The sequence below is a fragment of the Burkholderia theae genome, assembly GCF_048565265.1.
Classification (GTDB): Bacteria; Pseudomonadota; Gammaproteobacteria; order Burkholderiales; family Burkholderiaceae; genus Burkholderia; species Burkholderia theae.
In genome coordinates this window covers 3,610,130-3,626,410 of sequence record NZ_CP183461.1, presented here as the reverse complement: position 1 = coordinate 3,626,410, position 16,281 = coordinate 3,610,130, and the positions used below count along the sequence as shown (strand labels likewise).

The following is a 16,281-nucleotide window of genomic DNA, read 5'->3' as shown; positions in this document are numbered from 1 at the left end:
TCGGGCGGCGCGAGGCGCCGCCGCGTGAATCGCAGTGCGCCGGGGAGCGGCCCGGCGCGCGTCCGTTTCATTTTAGGGCGGGCGCCGGGATATCAAGAGGCGGGAGGCAAATCGGCGGGCTGGAGTCAGCCCGTTACGAGCGGGAACCGGTGCCGGAAAAACAAAAAGCGCGCGGCAGGCCGCGCGCTTTCGGGAAGCAGCGTGTCGGAGCGGAACGCCGCTCGATCAGTCGCCGAACAGCTTCTGGCGCAGCTCGCGGCGCTCTTGCGCCTCGAGCGACAGCGTGGCCGTCGGGCGCGCGAGCAGTCGCGGGATGCCGATCGGCTCGCCGGTTTCCTCGCACCAGCCGTAATCGCCGGAATCGATGCGGGCGAGCGACTGCTGAACCTTCTTGAGGAGCTTGCGTTCGCGATCGCGCGTGCGCAACTCGAGCGCGTGCTCTTCCTCGATCGTCGCGCGATCGGCGGGATCGGGCACGATCACCGTCTCGCGGAGGTTCTCGGTCGTCTGGCCTGCATTCTTGAGGATGTCCGCCTGCAACTGTTCGAGCCGATTTTTGAAGAAGGCGAGCTGATCCTCATTCATGTAATCCTTGTCGCTCATCTTCAGGATTTCGGCTTCGGTCAAGAGTTTCTTCGTCATCTGCTTGCTTCTTCAATGTGCGGCAAATCAAGAGATATTGCCTGCACTTTGGGATTACCCGCAACCGCGCTTGCAATCATTTGCGATTTGCCGCCGCGGGGCCGAAAGCCTCTGGAAAAACCGGTTCTCAAATACCAGGACAGGCCTGGCGCGGATTTGCGCGCGGCGAACCGGTGTGCTGCGCGGCAGATCGCATCGGCCGCGGCCGGGTGGCGGATGGGCGATCCGGCGCGGTTGCGATGCCCGGATACTGGTTCAGCAAGAACCGGGCCTGTTTGTTGCCGTACTCCAGCGGGCACGTATTGTAACTGAATCGCAAGCGGGCGCCGTATCGGGTCGATCCCCGTCGGCTGCGCCAATATCTAGAAAATATAACGCGCAAATCGCGAAAAAGCGATGACGGCGAAACCCTGCCCGGAAAGGGCGCCGCGCGACCGCCGCGGCGGCCCGCGGAAGCGGCCGGGCGGCGGGGTGCGCGGCGGCGCCCGCGTGCGTCAGGCGAGGCAGGCGTCGAGGCCGTCGGTGATCAGGTCCTGCGGCAGGTCGACACCGATGAACACCATCTTGTTGGTCTTCTTCTCGGCCGGCAGCCACTTCGCGGCGAGGTCGCTGCCCATCATCTGGTGCACGCCCTGGAACACGACCTTGCGGTCGACGCCCTTCATGAACAGCACGCCCTTGTAGCGCAGCATCCGCTCGCCGTAGATCTGCAGGATGCCGCCGAGGAAGTCTTCCAGCTTGTTCGGGTCGAACGGGCGGTCGTTGCGGTACACGAACGACTTGATCTTGTCGTCGTGGTGCGCGTGGTGGTGGTGATGGTGGTGGCCGTGGCCGTGATCGTGCGCGCATTGGCCGTGATCGTGGTCGCAATCGGCGTGATCGTGGCCATGGTCGTGATCGTGGTGGTCATGCGCGTGATCGTCTTCGGCGAGGAAGTCCGGGTCGATCTCGAGCTTCGCGTTCAGGTTGAAGCCGCGCAGGTCGAAGATTTCCTTGATGTCCGCCTCACCGAAATTCACGACCTTGATCGCCGCCTTCGGGTTCATGTGCATCAGGCGGTGCTTGAGGCCGGCGACGGTCTGGTCGTCGACGAGGTCCGACTTCGTGACGAACAGGCGGTCGGCGAACCCGACCTGGCGCTGCACGACTTCGTGTTCGTCGAGCTGCGCGTTCGCGTGCTTCGCGTCGACGAGCGTGATGACCGCGTCGAGCAGGAAGTCGTCGGCGATTTCGCTGTCGATGAAGAAGGTTTGCGCGACCGGGCCCGGGTTCGCGAGGCCGGTCGTCTCGATCACGATGCGGTCGAAGTCGAGCTTGCCTTCGCGCTTCTTCGCGGCGAGATCGCCGAGCGCGCGTGCGAGGTCGCCGCGGATCGTGCAGCAGATGCAGCCGTTGCTCATCTGGATGATCTGCTCGTTCGAATCCTGCACGAGGATTTCGTTGTCGATGTTCTCTTCGCCGAACTCGTTCTCGATCACGGCGATCTTCATGCCGTGCTGTTCGTTCAGGATGCGCTTGAGCAGCGTCGTCTTGCCGCTGCCGAGAAAGCCGGTAAGGATGGTGACGGGAGTGGCCATGTCGGTCGCCTGTGGTTCGTGAATCGGGGTCAAAACCAGAATGTGCGTCGCGCCCTCGCGCTGCGAGCCGGGGCGCACAACCATTCATTGAAACATACCTGTCAAGCCCTCGCCCGTCGTCCGGACGACAGGCGAAAGCGCTGGCCCGCCAGGCAGGGCCGGCGGACGATGGTGTCCGCCAAGATCGGGGCGATCAGACGATTTGCAACAGCAGGCCCTTCAGATATTCGCCTTCCGGGAATGCGGCGAGCAGCGGGTGATCGACGCCCGCGCCGAGCCGCTTCAGGATGCGCGCGTCGACCTTCGCGTCGGCTGCCGCGCCCGCGACGATCTTCTGGAACAGATCCATGTCGATCGCGCCCGAGCACGAGTACGTGAACAGCAGGCCGCCCGGACGCAGCAGCTTGAAGCCGCTCAGGTTGATGTCCTTGTAGGCGCGCGCCGCGCGATCGACGCTGTCGCGGGTCGGCGCGAACTTCGGCGGGTCGAGCACGATCAGGTCGAAACGCTCGCCTTCGTCGACGAGGCGGCGCAGCGTCTTGAACGCGTCCGCGTCGAGCCAGGTCGCGCGTTCGGCGTCGAAGCCGTTGGCCACGACGTTCTGCTGCGCGAGCGCAAGCGCATCGCCGGACGAGTCGATCGACACCACGCGTTTCGCGCCGCCCTTGAGCGCCGCGAGCGAGAAGCCGCCCGTGTAGCAGAAGCAGTTCAGCACGTCGCGATCGGCCGCGTACTGCGCGACGAGCGCGCGGTTGTCGCGCTGGTCGACGTAGAAGCCGGTCTTGTGGCCGTTCGGCACGTCGACGTGATAGCGCACCCCGTTTTCGTTCGCGATCAGCGTTGCGGGTGGCGCATCGCCCGCCAGCACGCCGGTCGTCTGTTCGAGCCCCTCCTTGTCGCGGATCGACACGTCCGAGCGCTCGTACACGTTCGGGCACCCCGTCGCACCGGCCAGCGCCGCGACGATCGCGTCCTTCCACGCTTCGACGCCCGCGGCCATGAACTGGCAGACGAGCTGGCCGCGCGGCGCCGCGTCGGCTTCAGCGGTGTCCGCGACGTAGTAGTCGACGATCAGCCCCGGCAGCCCGTCGGCCTCGCCGAATACGAGCCGTACCGCGCCGGTGCCCGACACCATCGTCGTGCGGTGCGCGACCGCGCGCTGCACGCGGCGCTTGAAGAACGCGTGGTCGATCGGCTCGTTCTCGTCGAAGCTCCATACGCGCACGCGGATCTGCGACTGCGGGCTGTACGCGCCGCGCGCGAGGAAGCGGCCGTCGTGCGCGCGCACGATCACGGTCGTGCCGGGCGCGGGCTTGCCGTCGACGTGGTCGATCGCATTGGCGTAGACCCACGGATGGCGGCGCAGCAGCGACTTTTCCTTGGACGGCTTGAGTGTGACGGTTTGCATGATGAGATCGAGGTGGGCCGCGCGCGAAGCCGACCGCTGTCGGTCGCCGCGCACGGCGGGTAACACGGGAAACGCGTCAGTCGCGCTTCTTCGCGCGCGGATGCGCGCTGTCGTAAATCTTGGCGAGATGCTGGAAGTCGAGCGACGTATAGACCTGCGTCGCGGCGACGCTCGCGTGGCCGAGCAGTTCCTGCACCGCACGCAGGTCGCCGCTCGACTGCAGCACGTGCGTCGCGAACGAGTGGCGCAGCACGTGCGGATGGACGTTGGCGGGGATGCCCGCGGCGAGCGCCGCGCGCTTCACGCGCTCGCGCACGACACCGGGCGCCATCCGGTTGCCGCGCACGGACAGGAACAGCGGATGCGGGTCGTGCTTCACGAATTCGCCGCGCACCGCGAGCCACGCGTTCAGCGCATCGATCGCCTTGCGGCCGACCGGCACCTTGCGCTCCTTGTTGCCCTTGCCGAGCACGGTGACTTCGGCTTCGGCGAGATCGAGCCAGCCGGCCGAGCGGTAGCCGTCGGCCTGCGTGTACACGGCATCGAGCCCGATCAGCTCGGCCAGGCGCAGCCCCGACGAATAGAACAGCTCGAGGATCGCGTGGTCGCGGATGCCTTCGGTCGTGCCGGGGACCGGCGCGTCCATCAATGCCGATGCGTCGTCGACCGACAGCGCCTTCGGCAGGGTTTTCGGCCGTTTCGGCGCGCGCACCGCGGCAACCGGGTTCGCGGGCATCTCGATGCGCTGCGCGAGCCACCGGTAGAACGCGCGCCACGCAGATAGCCGATGCGAGATCGACCGCGCGGACAGCCCGCCCGAATGTGCGCGTGCGACCGCGCCGCGCATGTCGGCGGCCGTCAGCGCTTCGAGCGGCCGGCCGGCCGCGAGCTTCTTCAGTTCGTCGAGTTCGTGCGTGTACGCGCGCAGCGTGTGTTCCGACAGCTGCCTGACGTGCTTCAGGTTCGACAGGTAGGCGGCGACCGGATCGTCTGTCATCGCGTGCGGCGGATCAGTGCGGCAGCAGGCGCGTGAGCGCGGCGCTGGCGAGCGTCGAGATCTGCGCGAGGAAGTCGGTGGCCATCCCGTCGTGGAAGCGGCGCGGATCGGGCGAGCCGAGCACGAGCAGGCCGAACGCGGGCGCATCGGTGCCGGCGAGCGGCGCGCGCAGCGCGAGCAGCGCGACCGATGCGGCCGAGCCGTCGCCGGCCGGCGCGGCTTCAGCGCCTTCCGCCGCATGCGCGGCCGACGCGGCCACCGCGGGCGCGAGCCACTGCGCGGCCTCGAAGCCCGTGTTCGCGCCGCAGTACGGCGTCGACAGGCCGTTCGTGAAGAGGCGCACTTCCTCGCCGACCTGGCGCGCGAAGTCGGCCTGCGCGTAGGTGTCGGCGACGTCCCACACGCGCAGTGCCGTCTGCGGCACGTCGAACACGTCGGCGATGCCGTCGGCGATCGTGCGCGGCAGCGCGTACGGATCGCGTTCCGCGATCACGCGCGCGGTCCAGCGGCTGAACTTCGCGGACAGGCTGTCGTTCTCGTGGCCGTAGCGCACGAGCTCGGCGAGCCGGCGCTCGAGATGCTTGTTCTTGTCGCGCAGCATCTCCATCTGCCGCTCCTGCAGCGAGATCGCGGCCTTGCCGTGCGGGTTCGCGAGACGGATCGTCGCGAGCAGTTCGGCGTGCTGCGCGAAGAATTCGGGATTGGCGAGCAGGTAGTCGGCGACTTCGCGATCGTTCATGTGGCTGGCGCGTTCAGTTATCAAGGACGTTGCAGGGTCAGGCGTTCAGGTCGATCTCGCCTTCGAACACGGTCGCGGCGGGGCCGGCCATCATCAGCGCGGCGGTTTCGTCGCGCGCGCCGTCCCAGCCGATCGTGAGCGTGCCGCCGTGCGTGTGCACGGTCACGGGCGAATCGAGCAGGCCGCGCCGGATACCGGCCGCCACCGCCGCACACGCGCCCGTGCCGCACGCGAGCGTCTCGCCCGCGCCGCGTTCGTACACGCGCAGCTTCACTTCGTTGCGCGACACGATCTGCATGAAGCCGGCGTTCACGCGCTGCGGGAAGCGCGCATGGTGCTCGATCAGCGGGCCTTCTTCCAGCACGGGATACGCTTCGGCATCGTCGACGATCTGCACCGCGTGCGGATTGCCCATCGACACCGTCGAGATCCAGCGCGTCGCGCCGTCGACGTCGAGCGGCCACAGCGTGTCGCGGCCTTCGGTGCGGCCGTCGAGGCCCGACGCCTCGAACGGCACCTGCGCCGGCGCGAACACGGGTGCACCCATGTCGACGACGACCTCGCCGTTGTCCTGCAGCGTCAGCGTGATCAGGCCCTTCATGACCTGCACGCGCACGCTGCGCTTGTCGGTCAGGCCGCGATCGCTGACGAACTTCACGAAGCAGCGTGCGCCGTTGCCGCAGTGTTCGACTTCGCCGCCGTCGCAATTGAAGATCCGGTACTTGAAATCCACGCCGTCGACGGTCGGTTTTTCGACGAGCAGCAACTGGTCGGCGCCGATGCCGAAGTGCCGGCTGGCGAGCGCGCGCACCTGCGCTTCGGTGAGCGGCGGCAACGCGCGCGAATAGCCGTCGAGCACGACAAAGTCGTTGCCCGCGCCGTGCATCTTGGTGAACGAGAGTTTCACTGGGTCCGGAATTCCATGGCGAACAAGGCGGTCGGCACGATGCGAACGGCCCGCCGTCACGCCGGGCGGCCTCGTTCGTCGTGCTGATCTCAACCGCAAATGATACATGCAGCCGACAGGGGCGTCCTGCGCGGGCGGGCGTTTCGCGTCGTCGGCGCAGGCGGAACGGGCGGCCTCTGTCGATCGGTCGACTGGTCGCATCCGCGGCGAGGGGACAAATTGACGCGGTGTGGCGGGTGTTCTCGCGGCACAGGCGGGGCCGGCGATGCGTGTCCGGCGCGCGGCGAAAGGACTGGACACTCCGGACGCACGATTTCGTACGGGTCAAATTGACAGGGTAATCACGCGATTCGTATAGTGTGGCTATACGCATACAGGCCATGCTGTCGACATCGCGACTCGAGCGCGGGAGGTCCATGATCAAGTCATGGCAGCACAAGGGACTGGAAGCGTTTTTCATGAACGGGAGCAAGGCGGGCATCGTGCCGGACCACGCTCCAAGGCTGCGGCGCCAGCTTGCCCGTCTCGACGTGTCGAGCCGGCCGCTCGACATGAACGTGCCGGGCTGGCGCTTCCACGGCCTTGCCGGCGGGCTGGACGGTTACTACTCGGTGAGCGTGAGCAGCAACTGGCGCCTGACGTTCCGATTCGATGGCCCCGATGTCGTCCTGGTCAATTACCAGGACTATCACTGAGATGATTCAAGCCATGACACGCATCTTCAATCCGCCCCATCCGGGCGAAGCGCTGCGCGATGACGTGCTGCCGGCGCTCGGCCTGACCGTCACCGAGGCCGCCGCACAGCTCGGCGTGACGCGTGCGGCGCTGTCGCGCATCCTGCACGGCCATGCCGGCATCTCGCCGGAAATGGCATTGCGCCTTGAGGCGTGGCTCGGCGAGGAAAACGGGGGAAGGGCGGATCTGTGGCTCGCGCAGCAGTCGGCCTACGATCTGTGGCAGGCGCGCGCGAAAGGCGTGCCGAAGGTGGCGAGGGCGCAGGCGCGCACCTGACGGCGCGCCCGCGGCTTTCGCCCCGGCGGGGTCAGGTCAGTACAGGCTCGGCTCGCCGGGCGGGCGTGTCTTGAAGCGCTTGTGGACCCAGTAGTACTGCTCGGGCATCAGCGGGATCTGTTCCTCGAGGAATTCGTTCATCCGCCGTGCGTCGAGATCGTCGTCGCCGGTCGGGTAGTTGGCCCACGGCTTGAAGACCTTCAGCCGATAGCCCTTGTAGTTCGGCAGCACCTCGCCGATAAAGGGCAGAACCTGCGCGTGGCCGGTCTTGGCGAACCGGCCGACCGCCGTCAGCGTGCAGGCCGGTACGCCGAAGAAGGGCACGAACGTCGAGTTGCGCATCCCGTAGTCCATGTCGGCACCCAGCATCACCGGCTTGCGGTCGCGCAGCCAGCGCAGCACGGTGCGCGCGCTGTCCGCCCGGCTTGCCAGCTCCGCACCGAAGCGGCTGCGGCCGGCTTTGGCCGCGGCTTCAATTTCCGGGTTCTTCATCGGCGTGTAGAGCGAGCCGCACATGCGGCCGAGTGCGAGATTGATCGCCATCGAGCCGGCCTCGATGCCGACGAAATGGAAACCGAGCAGGAGGGTCGGCGGCATGTCCGGATCGCTGAGGTCGACCTCGCTCTCGACCGTAAACAGCTTGCGGTAGGCCTGTTCCGACGCGAACCACTGGTAGCTGCGCTCGACGTAGCTGCGGATCGCGTGGCGGAAATGCAGGCCGGCCACTTCCTCGCGCCGCTCGTCGCTCCACTCCGGGAAGCAGAGTTTCAGATTGGTATGTACGATGCGCTTTCGCCCGCTGGGGATCTGGTACAGCAGCCAGCCGAGACCGTCGCCGAGCCGTGCGGTCAGGCCGTACGGCAACCGGGCGAGCAGTTTCAGGAAGCCGATGGCGAGGTGCGTGCCGAGGCGGCCTAGCATGCGAAACCTCCGTGGGGCCGGCTGACCGGCGCGTTGCGAACGGGGGAGTAAGACGGTGGAAGATGCAGCACGAGCGGCACTCTGTGACAATTCAGGAAAGCCGCTATAATACGGTCTTCGCCGAGTTAACTGACAACTTGCGGGGCGAAGCCGGACGGTGCGATACGCGCTGCCCGGTACTGGTAATCCGCTAAAGCGTCGCCGCTTCAGGCCCCACGAAGCTGGCTACGTGAAACCAACCGTAACCAAACAGGAGCCTGAAAAAGTGGCAAACGACTATCTCTTCACGTCCGAATCCGTCTCCGAAGGCCATCCGGACAAAGTCGCGGACCAAATCTCGGACGCGATTCTCGACGCCATCCTCGAGCAGGACAAATATTCGCGCGTTGCGGCGGAAACGCTGTGCAACACGGGTCTCGTCGTTCTGGCCGGTGAAATCACCACGACGGCCAACATCGATTACATCCAGATCGCGCGCGACACGATCAAGCGCATCGGCTACGACAACACCGAGTACGGCATCGACTACAAGGGCTGCGCGGTGCTCGTCGCGTACGACAAGCAGTCGCCGGACATCGCACAGGGCGTCGATCGTGCACACGACGACAACCTCGACCAGGGCGCGGGCGACCAGGGCCTGATGTTCGGTTACGCGTGCGACGAAACGCCGGAACTGATGCCGCTGCCGATCTACCTGTCGCACCGTCTCGTCGAGCGCCAGGCCAGCCTGCGCCGCGACGGCCGCCTGCAATGGCTGCGCCCGGACGCGAAGTCGCAGGTGACGGTTCGCTACGTCGACGGCAAGCCCCATTCGATCGACACTGTCGTGCTGTCGACGCAGCACGCACCGGAGATCGAACTGCCCGCACTGCGTGAAGCCGTGATCGAGGAAATCATCAAGCCGACGCTGCCGGCCGACCTGATCAAGGGCGACATCAAGTTCCTCGTGAACCCGACCGGTCGATTCGTGATCGGTGGCCCGCAGGGCGATTGCGGCCTGACCGGCCGCAAGATCATCGTCGACACGTACGGCGGTGCCGCACCGCACGGCGGCGGCGCGTTCTCGGGCAAGGATCCGTCGAAGGTCGACCGTTCGGCTGCATATGCAGGCCGCTACGTCGCGAAGAACATCGTCGCCGCCGGCCTCGCGTCGCGCGCGCTGATCCAGGTGTCGTACGCGATCGGCGTCGCGGAGCCGACCTCGGTGATGGTCAACACGTTCGGCACGGGCCGCGTGTCGGATGCGGTGATCACGAAGCTCGTGCGCGAGCACTTCGACCTGCGTCCGAAGGGCATCATCAAGATGCTCGACCTGCTGCGCCCGATCTACGAGAAGACCGCTGCTTACGGCCACTTCGGCCGCGAAGAGCCGGAATTCTCGTGGGAAGCGACCGACAAGGCGCTCGCACTGGCCGAAGCGGCCGGCGTGGAGCCGACGGCACGCGTCGCGTAAGCGTCGTTCGCCTGAAATGAAAAACCCCGCCATTGGCGGGGTTTTTTTATGGGTTTCGATCGCCGGCGCAACGGCGGCGATCGTGGCGGGCAGCGCCCGCCGGCGCGATTTCAGCGCGCGCCGAACCCGAACCCGAACCAGCCGTTGCTGGCCGCGAGGCGGCGCGGGCGGTTGACGCGGCGCTGCGGGCCGAGCGCACGGCGCAGCGCGAGCGCGCGCAGCGACGACGGCTTCTGCAGCAGCGAGCGCAGGCCGGCACGGCGGGCGAACGCCTGCGTGCTCACCATCGAGAAAAACGCGTGGAACCACGCACGGATGCCGTCCAGCCGGCTGTGTGCGTGCGTACGCTCGGCCAGCGCCTGCGTGCGTGCGCGGTGATGGCGCAGCGAGCGGGCGGGAGCGGACGGCACGGCGCGCTTCGCAGCGTGGCTGAATCGGGAAGTCAGACGGAATGGCATGTGAACGATGCTTCGCTTGTATGGGTGGCGCCCTTGAAGAGCGCACTGGTATGAACGGCCTCGGATGGCGCAACGGATCTTATCGAATGTCGCTGCGTGCCGCGCCCGCCAGAACTGACAGGCCGCGTCAGGCTACAGGGGATTCATGACGGGCAAAAGTCGCGATAAACCCTTGTGCCACAAGGCGTGTGCCGCATACCGCCTGTCGGTGAGGCCACCGCCGCGCCGCACAGTTCCCTTGACCCGGATCAAATCGGCGATTGGCATGCCCCTGCGCACGACAATGGCGCTGTTCGCGGCATCCGGCGCCGATTTACAATCGTCACATTCACACAATAAACGTCTGGCATCCCATGTCGTCTCCATTGCAGTCGGAATCGATCCGCGCGCAAGTCGCGGAATTGCGCGAACGCGGCTTCGTGGTCGCGCGTGGCCTCGTCGGTGAGCAACAGTGCGCGGCGCTCAAGCAGATCGCGGAGCGCCAGTTGCGGGAGGCCGCCGAGCCGATCGAGTTCGAGGCGGACCTGCGCTACCCGGGCGCACCCGAGTCGAAGCATGCACCGGGCGGGCACACGGTGCGGCGGCTGCTCGATGCGTACACGCGCGATCCGGCATTCGCCGAGCGCGCGATCGCACCCGAAATCGGCGCGTGGATGCGCGAGTATTTCGGCGAAGAGCCCGTGCTGTCGCGCGCGCATCACAACTGCATGATGACGAAGCACCCCGCGTACGGCAGCCTGACCGGCTGGCATCGCGATTTCCGCTACTGGTCGTTCGAGCGGCCTGACATGGTGTCGGTGTGGCTCGCACTCGGGCCGGAAACGAACGAGAACGGCGCATTGTGGCTCGTGCCGGGTTCGCATACGGCCGAATTCGGGCCGGAAGCGTTCGACGATGCGAAGTTCTTCCGCGGCGACCTGCCGGAGAACCGGAAGATGATCGACGCGGCCACGTGCCCGCCGCTCCAGACGGGCGACGTCGTGTTCTTCCACAGCAACACGCTGCATTCGGCCGGGCAGAACCGTTCCGACCAGGTGAAGTTCTCGCTCGTGTACACCTATCATGGCGCGAGCAACCGGCCGGTGCCGGGTACGCGCTCGGCGGCGAAGCCGGAAGTGCCGTTCTAGGCGCGGATCGGGCGGCCGGCGAGGCCGTCGCGATCGTGATCGCGTGATGCGACACTGCGCATCGCGGGCGAATGGAGCAACGGGCGGCCTGGCCGCCCGTTTCGTATTGCGCGGCCCGATCGGGTGACGCGGGCCGTTCGCGCGTCGCGCGGTTGTGCGATCAGCGCTTGCTGCCCGGCATCGCGAGGCCGATCAGGCCGATGAACGAGGCGACGGCGCCGCCGACGATCAGCAGGATCGTCTTCGTCGCGGGCGAGCCGGTGAAGAAGCGCGACATGTCGTCGTTGATCGAATGGAACGACTGTCCGCCGAAATACAGCAGCACGACGCCGCCGACGAGCAGTGCAACCGAGATGACCCGGGACATACCAACCTCGCTGTAACGGTGATTCGAGACGCCGCAGTGTAGGCGAGCACCGCGGTCGCGTCCATTGCCGTGCGCGCATCGGTCGCCTTCGCTACCATAGCCGTCATGCGTTTCCTTCGCCGCCGTCGCACCCTGGGTGCGGCCGGCGCGCGCCCCTCCCTCCGACGTCCCGACGGAAATACTCATGGCCTACGAAGCAGCTTCCGAACGTTATGCCGACATGCAATACCGCACCTGCGGCAAATCCGGGCTCAGACTGCCCGCCCTGTCGCTCGGCCTGTGGCACAACTTCGGCGACTCGACGCCGATCTCGACGCAGCGCGAGATCCTGCGCACCGCGTTCGACCTCGGCATCAACCACTTTGATCTCGCGAACAACTACGGGCCGCCGTACGGCAGCGCCGAGACCAACTTCGGCCGGCTGCTGAAGGAGGATTTCCGGCCGTATCGCGACGAGCTGCTGATCTCGACGAAGGCCGGCTGGGACATGTGGCCGGGGCCGTACGGCAGCGGCGGCGGGTCGCGCAAGTATGTGCTCGCGAGCCTCGACCAGAGCCTGCAGCGCATGGGGCTCGACTACGTCGACATCTTCTATTCGCACCGCTTCGACGCGCATACGCCGCTCGAGGAGACGGCTGGGGCGCTCGCGTCGGCCGTGCAGCAGGGCAAGGCGCTCTACATCGGCATTTCGTCGTATTCGGCGGCGAAGACGCGCGAGATGGCCGAGCTGCTCGCGCAGTACCGGGTGCCGCTGCTGATCCACCAGCCTTCGTACAACATGCTGAACCGCTGGATCGAGAGCGAGCTGCTCGGCACGCTCGACGACGTCGGCGCGGGCAGCATCGCCTTTACGCCGCTCGCGCAGGGGCTGCTCACGTCGAAGTACCTGAATGGCGTGCCGGCCGACGCGCGCGTGAACAAGCCGGGCGGCGGCTCGCTGAAGCAGGATCACCTGAGCGCGGACAATCTCGAGCATGTGCGCAAGCTCAACGCGATCGCCGAACGGCGCGGGCAGAGCCTCGCGCAGATGGCGCTTGCGTGGGTGCTGCGCAACGGCCGCGTGACGTCCGCGCTGATCGGCGCGAGCCGGGCGGAGCAGGTGCGTGAAAACGTCGGCGCGCTGAAGAACCTCGAATTCTCGGCGGAGGAGCTCGCGGAGATCGATCGTCACGCGACGGAAGGCGGCATCAATCTTTGGGAAAAGCCGTCCACCGATCAGGCTATCTGACCGGCAGGCGATACGGCATGCGAAACATCGCGTGCCGTATTGCAGACAGCCTGACGCATAGCCGCGGTGCAGCGATGCGCGTCAGGCAGGGGGGGCGCCGCTCGCGCTAGAGCAGCGCAGGCAGGCCTTCGACCAGCAATACCGCGACGCCGACGCCGAGGATGACGCCCAGCACGCGCAGCAAGTTGTGGCGGAATTCGGTTGCGCACGGCACCGCGCCGAGAAATAGCGCTCCGGCCAGCGCCATCGGAATCAACAGGATGAAGTCGCCGATCGTGAAATAGGTGGTCATGCGTGTCTCCAGTGTCGGCCGGAGTTGGCGCTTTCGCGCCGGCTCCAGATCCATGCCGGGTGTTTCTAGTCTTGGTCCGACCCGATTGCGAGCAGGGCGGTCAATTCGAGTATAGGCAACCGGCAGCGCTTTTCGCTATCCGAACCATTAAAAATCAGCGGAAAGCCCGGCGAATCGCGCACTTTTCCCGCAAGCAAGACGAACGCCTTGCACGTATCTTTCCCGTTCCTTTCGATATTTGCGGAATTGTCGTACGTGTCCGATGCGGGCCGCCGCACCCGCGGGCGCGGCGGCCTGTCCGCTTACGCGCGGTCGGGTTGCACGCGGGCGGCCGGCGCGCGGAACACGAGCGCGAGCCCCGCGATGATCGCGCCCATGCCGGCGAGCGCGAGCGGCTCGGGCCGGTTGCCGAGCCAGACGGCATCCATCAGCGTGGTGACGACGGGCACGAGATAGAACAGGCTTGTCACGTTGACGAGATCGCCACGTTGCATCAGCCGGTAGAACAGCAGTTGCGCGATCACCGAAATCACGATGCCGAGCCACAGGAGCGGTACGACGAACGCCCAGCTCATGTCGAACGACACCGGCCGGAACGGCACGATCGCCACGCACAGCGCGAGGCCGATCGCATTCTGCAGCGGCAGCACGTCGGCGGGCGCCGCGCGGACGCGCTTTTGCAGCAGCGAGCCGGCGGTCAGCGCGACGAGCGCCGTGAGCGCGCACGCGACGCCCGCGGCCGACAGACCGGCGCCGCCCACGCCGCGGCACACGACGAGTGCGAGGCCGGCCAGCGACAGCGCGAGCCCCGCGACGCGCACGGGCTGCCAGCGCCGCTCGACGATCGCGAGCGTGAGGATCGGCTGCACGCCGAGGATCGTCGCGAGCACGCCCGGTGCGATCCCGCGTTCAAGTGCGAGCAGATAGAAGATCGAATAGCCGCCCATCATCAGCAAGCCGGTCAGCGCGGCCATGCGCCGCTCGCCGCGCGGCGGCAGCCAGCGTCTGCGCACGAAGGCCAGCGCGAGCAGCACGAGCGAGGCGAGCGCGAAACGCGCGGTGAGAAAGACGAACGCGGATGCGTGACGCAGACCGAGTTCAGCGAAGATCGCGCCGCTGCTCCACAGCAGCACGAAGAGCGACGTCGCGCCGTGCGCGGCAAGCGCGCGTTTGAACGAAACCATGTGAATCCACCTGTCGAACGGATCGGAACGTTCCATCCGCACGCACAGCAGCGAACCGTGCGTCACGACGCACGAACGGAAACTGACGGCGAATGGAAGACGAAACGGAAGCCGGCTGGTCAGCCGGCGCGTGCCGCCGGAGGGGGCGGCGCGGCGCCGACGAGCGGCGGTGCGACAGGAGGCGGGAGAACCGATGGATGCGCGCACGCCTGCGGCCGCGAGTCGAACTGCGGCCGGGATTTTGCGAGGGCGGACGTGAGCGGATGCATCGTGTCGGAATGCGGTTGAACGCGAACGAGTGTCAAAGGTAACGCAAGGCCGGCATCCCGTGCAACTGGCGTCGGCTTCGCGTGGCGCACGCCCGTTGGGTCAATCGCGTGCGCGCCGCGGCGCCGGGCGGATTCGGCGGGCGGTCACATTCGACAGGGTATGATGGGGGTAACCGCGCATGCAAGCGCACGCGCGGCGCAGTGGTTGATTGGAGACATTCGACGAATTCGCGGCACATCGCCTGCTTCTTCTTCTTTTCGCGCTTCGATAAACCGTGAACAATGGGATTACGCGCAACGCTCCGATGAGAGCGGCGCGGATCGTGCATTTGCCGGCTCGTCAGCGGGCCGGGTTTCAAGATTCAAGAGTGGGGAACCATCATGCATGTCGGGTCGATTGTCTGCACTACCCATATCGCGGTGCCGAAGGGCGCGCGCGGCATCGTCCAGCGCGTCCTGGGCGACATGGCCATGGTGACCTGGTACGCGGGCGTACCGGGCGAGTCGAAGGAACTCAACACCGAGCCGTTCTTTCTCGAGGACCTGATCGACACCGGCGAATCCGTGCTGCCGGCCGGCGCGGCGCTTCACTGAGCACGCGCGCCGCACCGGACGCTCGTCTTTCGGCCCGGCTGGCGGCACAATGCGGGGCATGACAGACGCTACTTCCGCTCCCGCTTCTCCCGCCGGCCCGCCGTTCGCCGGGCTCACGCCCGAGTGCGTGCTCGATGCGCTCGACAGCGTGCTGATGCCGGCAGGCCAGCGCACCGACGGGCGCCTGCTCGCTCTCAACAGCTACGAAAATCGCGTCTACCAGGTCGGCATCGAAGACGGCCCGCCGGTCGTTGCGAAGTTCTACCGCCCGGCGCGTTGGTCGGACGACGCGATCCTCGAGGAGCACGCATTCGTCGCCGAACTCGCCGCGCGCGAGATTCCGGCGGTGCCCGCGCGCACGCTCGACGGCCGCACGCTGCACGCGTTCGACGGTTTCCGCTTCTCGATCTTCGAGCGGCGCGGCGGCCGCGCGCCCGATCTCGATCGCAGCGACACGCTCGAATGGCTCGGCCGCTTCATCGGCCGGATCCATGCGGTCGGCGCGACGCAGCCGTATGTCGCGCGTCCCGTGCTCGACATCGGCACGTTCGGCTACGAGCCGCGCGACTACCTGCTCGCGCACGATTTCATTCCGGATGACGTGCGGCCCGCGTACGCGACCGCAGTTGCGCTCGCGCTCGAAGGCGTCGAGGCCGCGTTCGAACGCGCAGGCGAGATTCGCCTGCTGCGCACGCACGGCGACTGTCATCCGAGCAACGTGCTGTGGACCGATGCCGGTCCGCATTTCGTCGACTTCGACGACAGCCGGATGGCGCCCGCGATTCAGGATCTGTGGCTGCTGCTGCCGGGCGATCGCGAAGGCGCGTCGCGCGCGCTGGCGGACCTGCTGGCCGGCTATGAGGATTTCTGCGAATTCGAGCCGCGCGAGCTGCATCTCGTCGAAGCGCTGCGCACGCTGCGGCTGATCCACTACGCGGCATGGCTCGCGCGGCGCTGGGACGATCCCGCGTTTCCGGCCGCGTTCCCGTGGTTCAACACGCATCGTTACTGGGAAGCGCGCGTGCTCGAACTGCGCGAGCAGATCGGCGCGATGCAGGAAGGGCCGCTCTGGCCCGTGTGACGGCGCGCGCGGCACCTGCGCCGCGC

Annotated in this window: 18 protein-coding genes; 7 read left to right on the top strand and 11 right to left on the bottom strand. The window is 66.9% G+C overall.

What is annotated here, in order from left to right; genetic code table 11:
• Positions 1–225: 225 nt before the first annotated feature.
• The 6 genes from dksA to dapF all read right to left on the bottom strand — a co-directional run bounded on the left by dksA (position 226) and on the right by dapF (position 6,270).
• A complete protein-coding gene (dksA, locus tag ACN22W_RS17115) occupies positions 226–642 on the bottom strand; it encodes an RNA polymerase-binding protein DksA (protein ID WP_006477498.1) in 417 nt (138 codons plus the stop codon).
• A gap of 494 nt (positions 643–1,136) precedes the next feature.
• Positions 1,137–2,219 (bottom strand): CobW family GTP-binding protein, encoded by a 1,083-nt coding sequence (locus ACN22W_RS17110; protein ID WP_419685481.1) that lies wholly within the window; start codon positions 2,217–2,219, stop codon positions 1,137–1,139.
• A 193-nt stretch (positions 2,220–2,412) separates the two neighbouring features.
• The gene (locus ACN22W_RS17105) at positions 2,413–3,627 is read right to left on the bottom strand and encodes a class I SAM-dependent rRNA methyltransferase (RefSeq protein WP_419685480.1); all 1,215 of its coding nucleotides are present in this window, start codon (positions 3,625–3,627) and stop codon (positions 2,413–2,415) included.
• Between the two features lie 76 nt (positions 3,628–3,703).
• Positions 3,704–4,624 (bottom strand): tyrosine recombinase XerC, encoded by a 921-nt coding sequence (gene xerC, locus ACN22W_RS17100; protein ID WP_193099380.1) that lies wholly within the window; start codon positions 4,622–4,624, stop codon positions 3,704–3,706.
• A gap of 13 nt (positions 4,625–4,637) precedes the next feature.
• Entirely contained in the window at positions 4,638–5,363 is a 726-nt protein-coding gene (locus ACN22W_RS17095) for a DUF484 family protein (RefSeq protein ID WP_129513226.1), read from the bottom strand.
• 37 nt (positions 5,364–5,400) lie between these two features.
• Complete coding sequence (gene dapF / locus ACN22W_RS17090; RefSeq protein ID WP_419685479.1) at positions 5,401–6,270, bottom strand: diaminopimelate epimerase; 870 nt, start codon at positions 6,268–6,270, stop codon at positions 5,401–5,403.
• Between the two features lie 416 nt (positions 6,271–6,686).
• On the opposite strand from dapF, the gene ACN22W_RS17085 reads away from it, so the two are divergent.
• Both ACN22W_RS17085 and ACN22W_RS17080 read left to right on the top strand, forming a co-directional pair.
• Positions 6,687–6,965, top strand: a complete 279-nt coding sequence (locus tag ACN22W_RS17085) for a type II toxin-antitoxin system RelE/ParE family toxin (RefSeq protein WP_419685478.1) — start codon at positions 6,687–6,689, stop codon at positions 6,963–6,965.
• A 13-nt stretch (positions 6,966–6,978) separates the two neighbouring features.
• A complete protein-coding gene (locus ACN22W_RS17080) occupies positions 6,979–7,281 on the top strand; it encodes a HigA family addiction module antitoxin (protein ID WP_419685477.1) in 303 nt (100 codons plus the stop codon).
• A gap of 36 nt (positions 7,282–7,317) precedes the next feature.
• Here the strand turns inward: ACN22W_RS17080 and ACN22W_RS17075 are convergent, their stop codons facing one another.
• Entirely contained in the window at positions 7,318–8,202 is an 885-nt protein-coding gene (locus ACN22W_RS17075) for a lipid A biosynthesis lauroyl acyltransferase (protein ID WP_412022837.1), read from the bottom strand.
• 265 nt (positions 8,203–8,467) lie between these two features.
• Between ACN22W_RS17075 and metK the strand changes: the two genes are divergently transcribed.
• Positions 8,468–9,655 (top strand): methionine adenosyltransferase, encoded by a 1,188-nt coding sequence (gene metK, locus ACN22W_RS17070; protein ID WP_048244636.1) that lies wholly within the window; start codon positions 8,468–8,470, stop codon positions 9,653–9,655.
• 110 nt (positions 9,656–9,765) lie between these two features.
• On the opposite strand, the gene ACN22W_RS17065 is transcribed toward metK, so the two are convergent.
• Entirely contained in the window at positions 9,766–10,113 is a 348-nt protein-coding gene (locus ACN22W_RS17065; protein WP_129513221.1) for a hypothetical protein, read from the bottom strand.
• 353 nt (positions 10,114–10,466) lie between these two features.
• Here ACN22W_RS17065 and ACN22W_RS17060 point away from each other — a divergent pair, with 353 nt between their 5' ends.
• Positions 10,467–11,240 (top strand): phytanoyl-CoA dioxygenase family protein, encoded by a 774-nt coding sequence (locus ACN22W_RS17060; protein ID WP_412022839.1) that lies wholly within the window; start codon positions 10,467–10,469, stop codon positions 11,238–11,240.
• A gap of 160 nt (positions 11,241–11,400) precedes the next feature.
• Here the strand turns inward: ACN22W_RS17060 and ACN22W_RS17055 are convergent, their stop codons facing one another.
• Positions 11,401–11,607, bottom strand: a complete 207-nt coding sequence (locus ACN22W_RS17055; protein ID WP_048244630.1) for a DUF3185 family protein — start codon at positions 11,605–11,607, stop codon at positions 11,401–11,403.
• 184 nt (positions 11,608–11,791) lie between these two features.
• On the opposite strand from ACN22W_RS17055, the gene mgrA reads away from it, so the two are divergent.
• Positions 11,792–12,835, top strand: coding sequence for an L-glyceraldehyde 3-phosphate reductase (gene mgrA, locus ACN22W_RS17050; RefSeq protein WP_419685476.1), 1,044 nt, complete (start codon positions 11,792–11,794; stop codon positions 12,833–12,835).
• A 106-nt stretch (positions 12,836–12,941) separates the two neighbouring features.
• Here mgrA and ACN22W_RS17045 read toward each other — a convergent pair whose 3' ends face one another.
• Entirely contained in the window at positions 12,942–13,127 is a 186-nt protein-coding gene (locus ACN22W_RS17045) for a hypothetical protein (RefSeq protein ID WP_014895742.1), read from the bottom strand.
• A gap of 302 nt (positions 13,128–13,429) precedes the next feature.
• Positions 13,430–14,311 (bottom strand): DMT family transporter, encoded by an 882-nt coding sequence (locus ACN22W_RS17040; RefSeq protein ID WP_419685475.1) that lies wholly within the window; start codon positions 14,309–14,311, stop codon positions 13,430–13,432.
• Positions 14,312–14,961: 650 nt separating this feature from the next.
• Here ACN22W_RS17040 and ACN22W_RS17035 point away from each other — a divergent pair.
• Entirely contained in the window at positions 14,962–15,174 is a 213-nt protein-coding gene (locus tag ACN22W_RS17035; RefSeq protein WP_011353523.1) for a hypothetical protein, read from the top strand.
• 58 nt (positions 15,175–15,232) lie between these two features.
• Entirely contained in the window at positions 15,233–16,255 is a 1,023-nt protein-coding gene (locus ACN22W_RS17030; RefSeq protein WP_419685474.1) for a serine/threonine protein kinase, read from the top strand.
• The last annotated feature ends 26 nt before the right edge of the window (positions 16,256–16,281 follow it).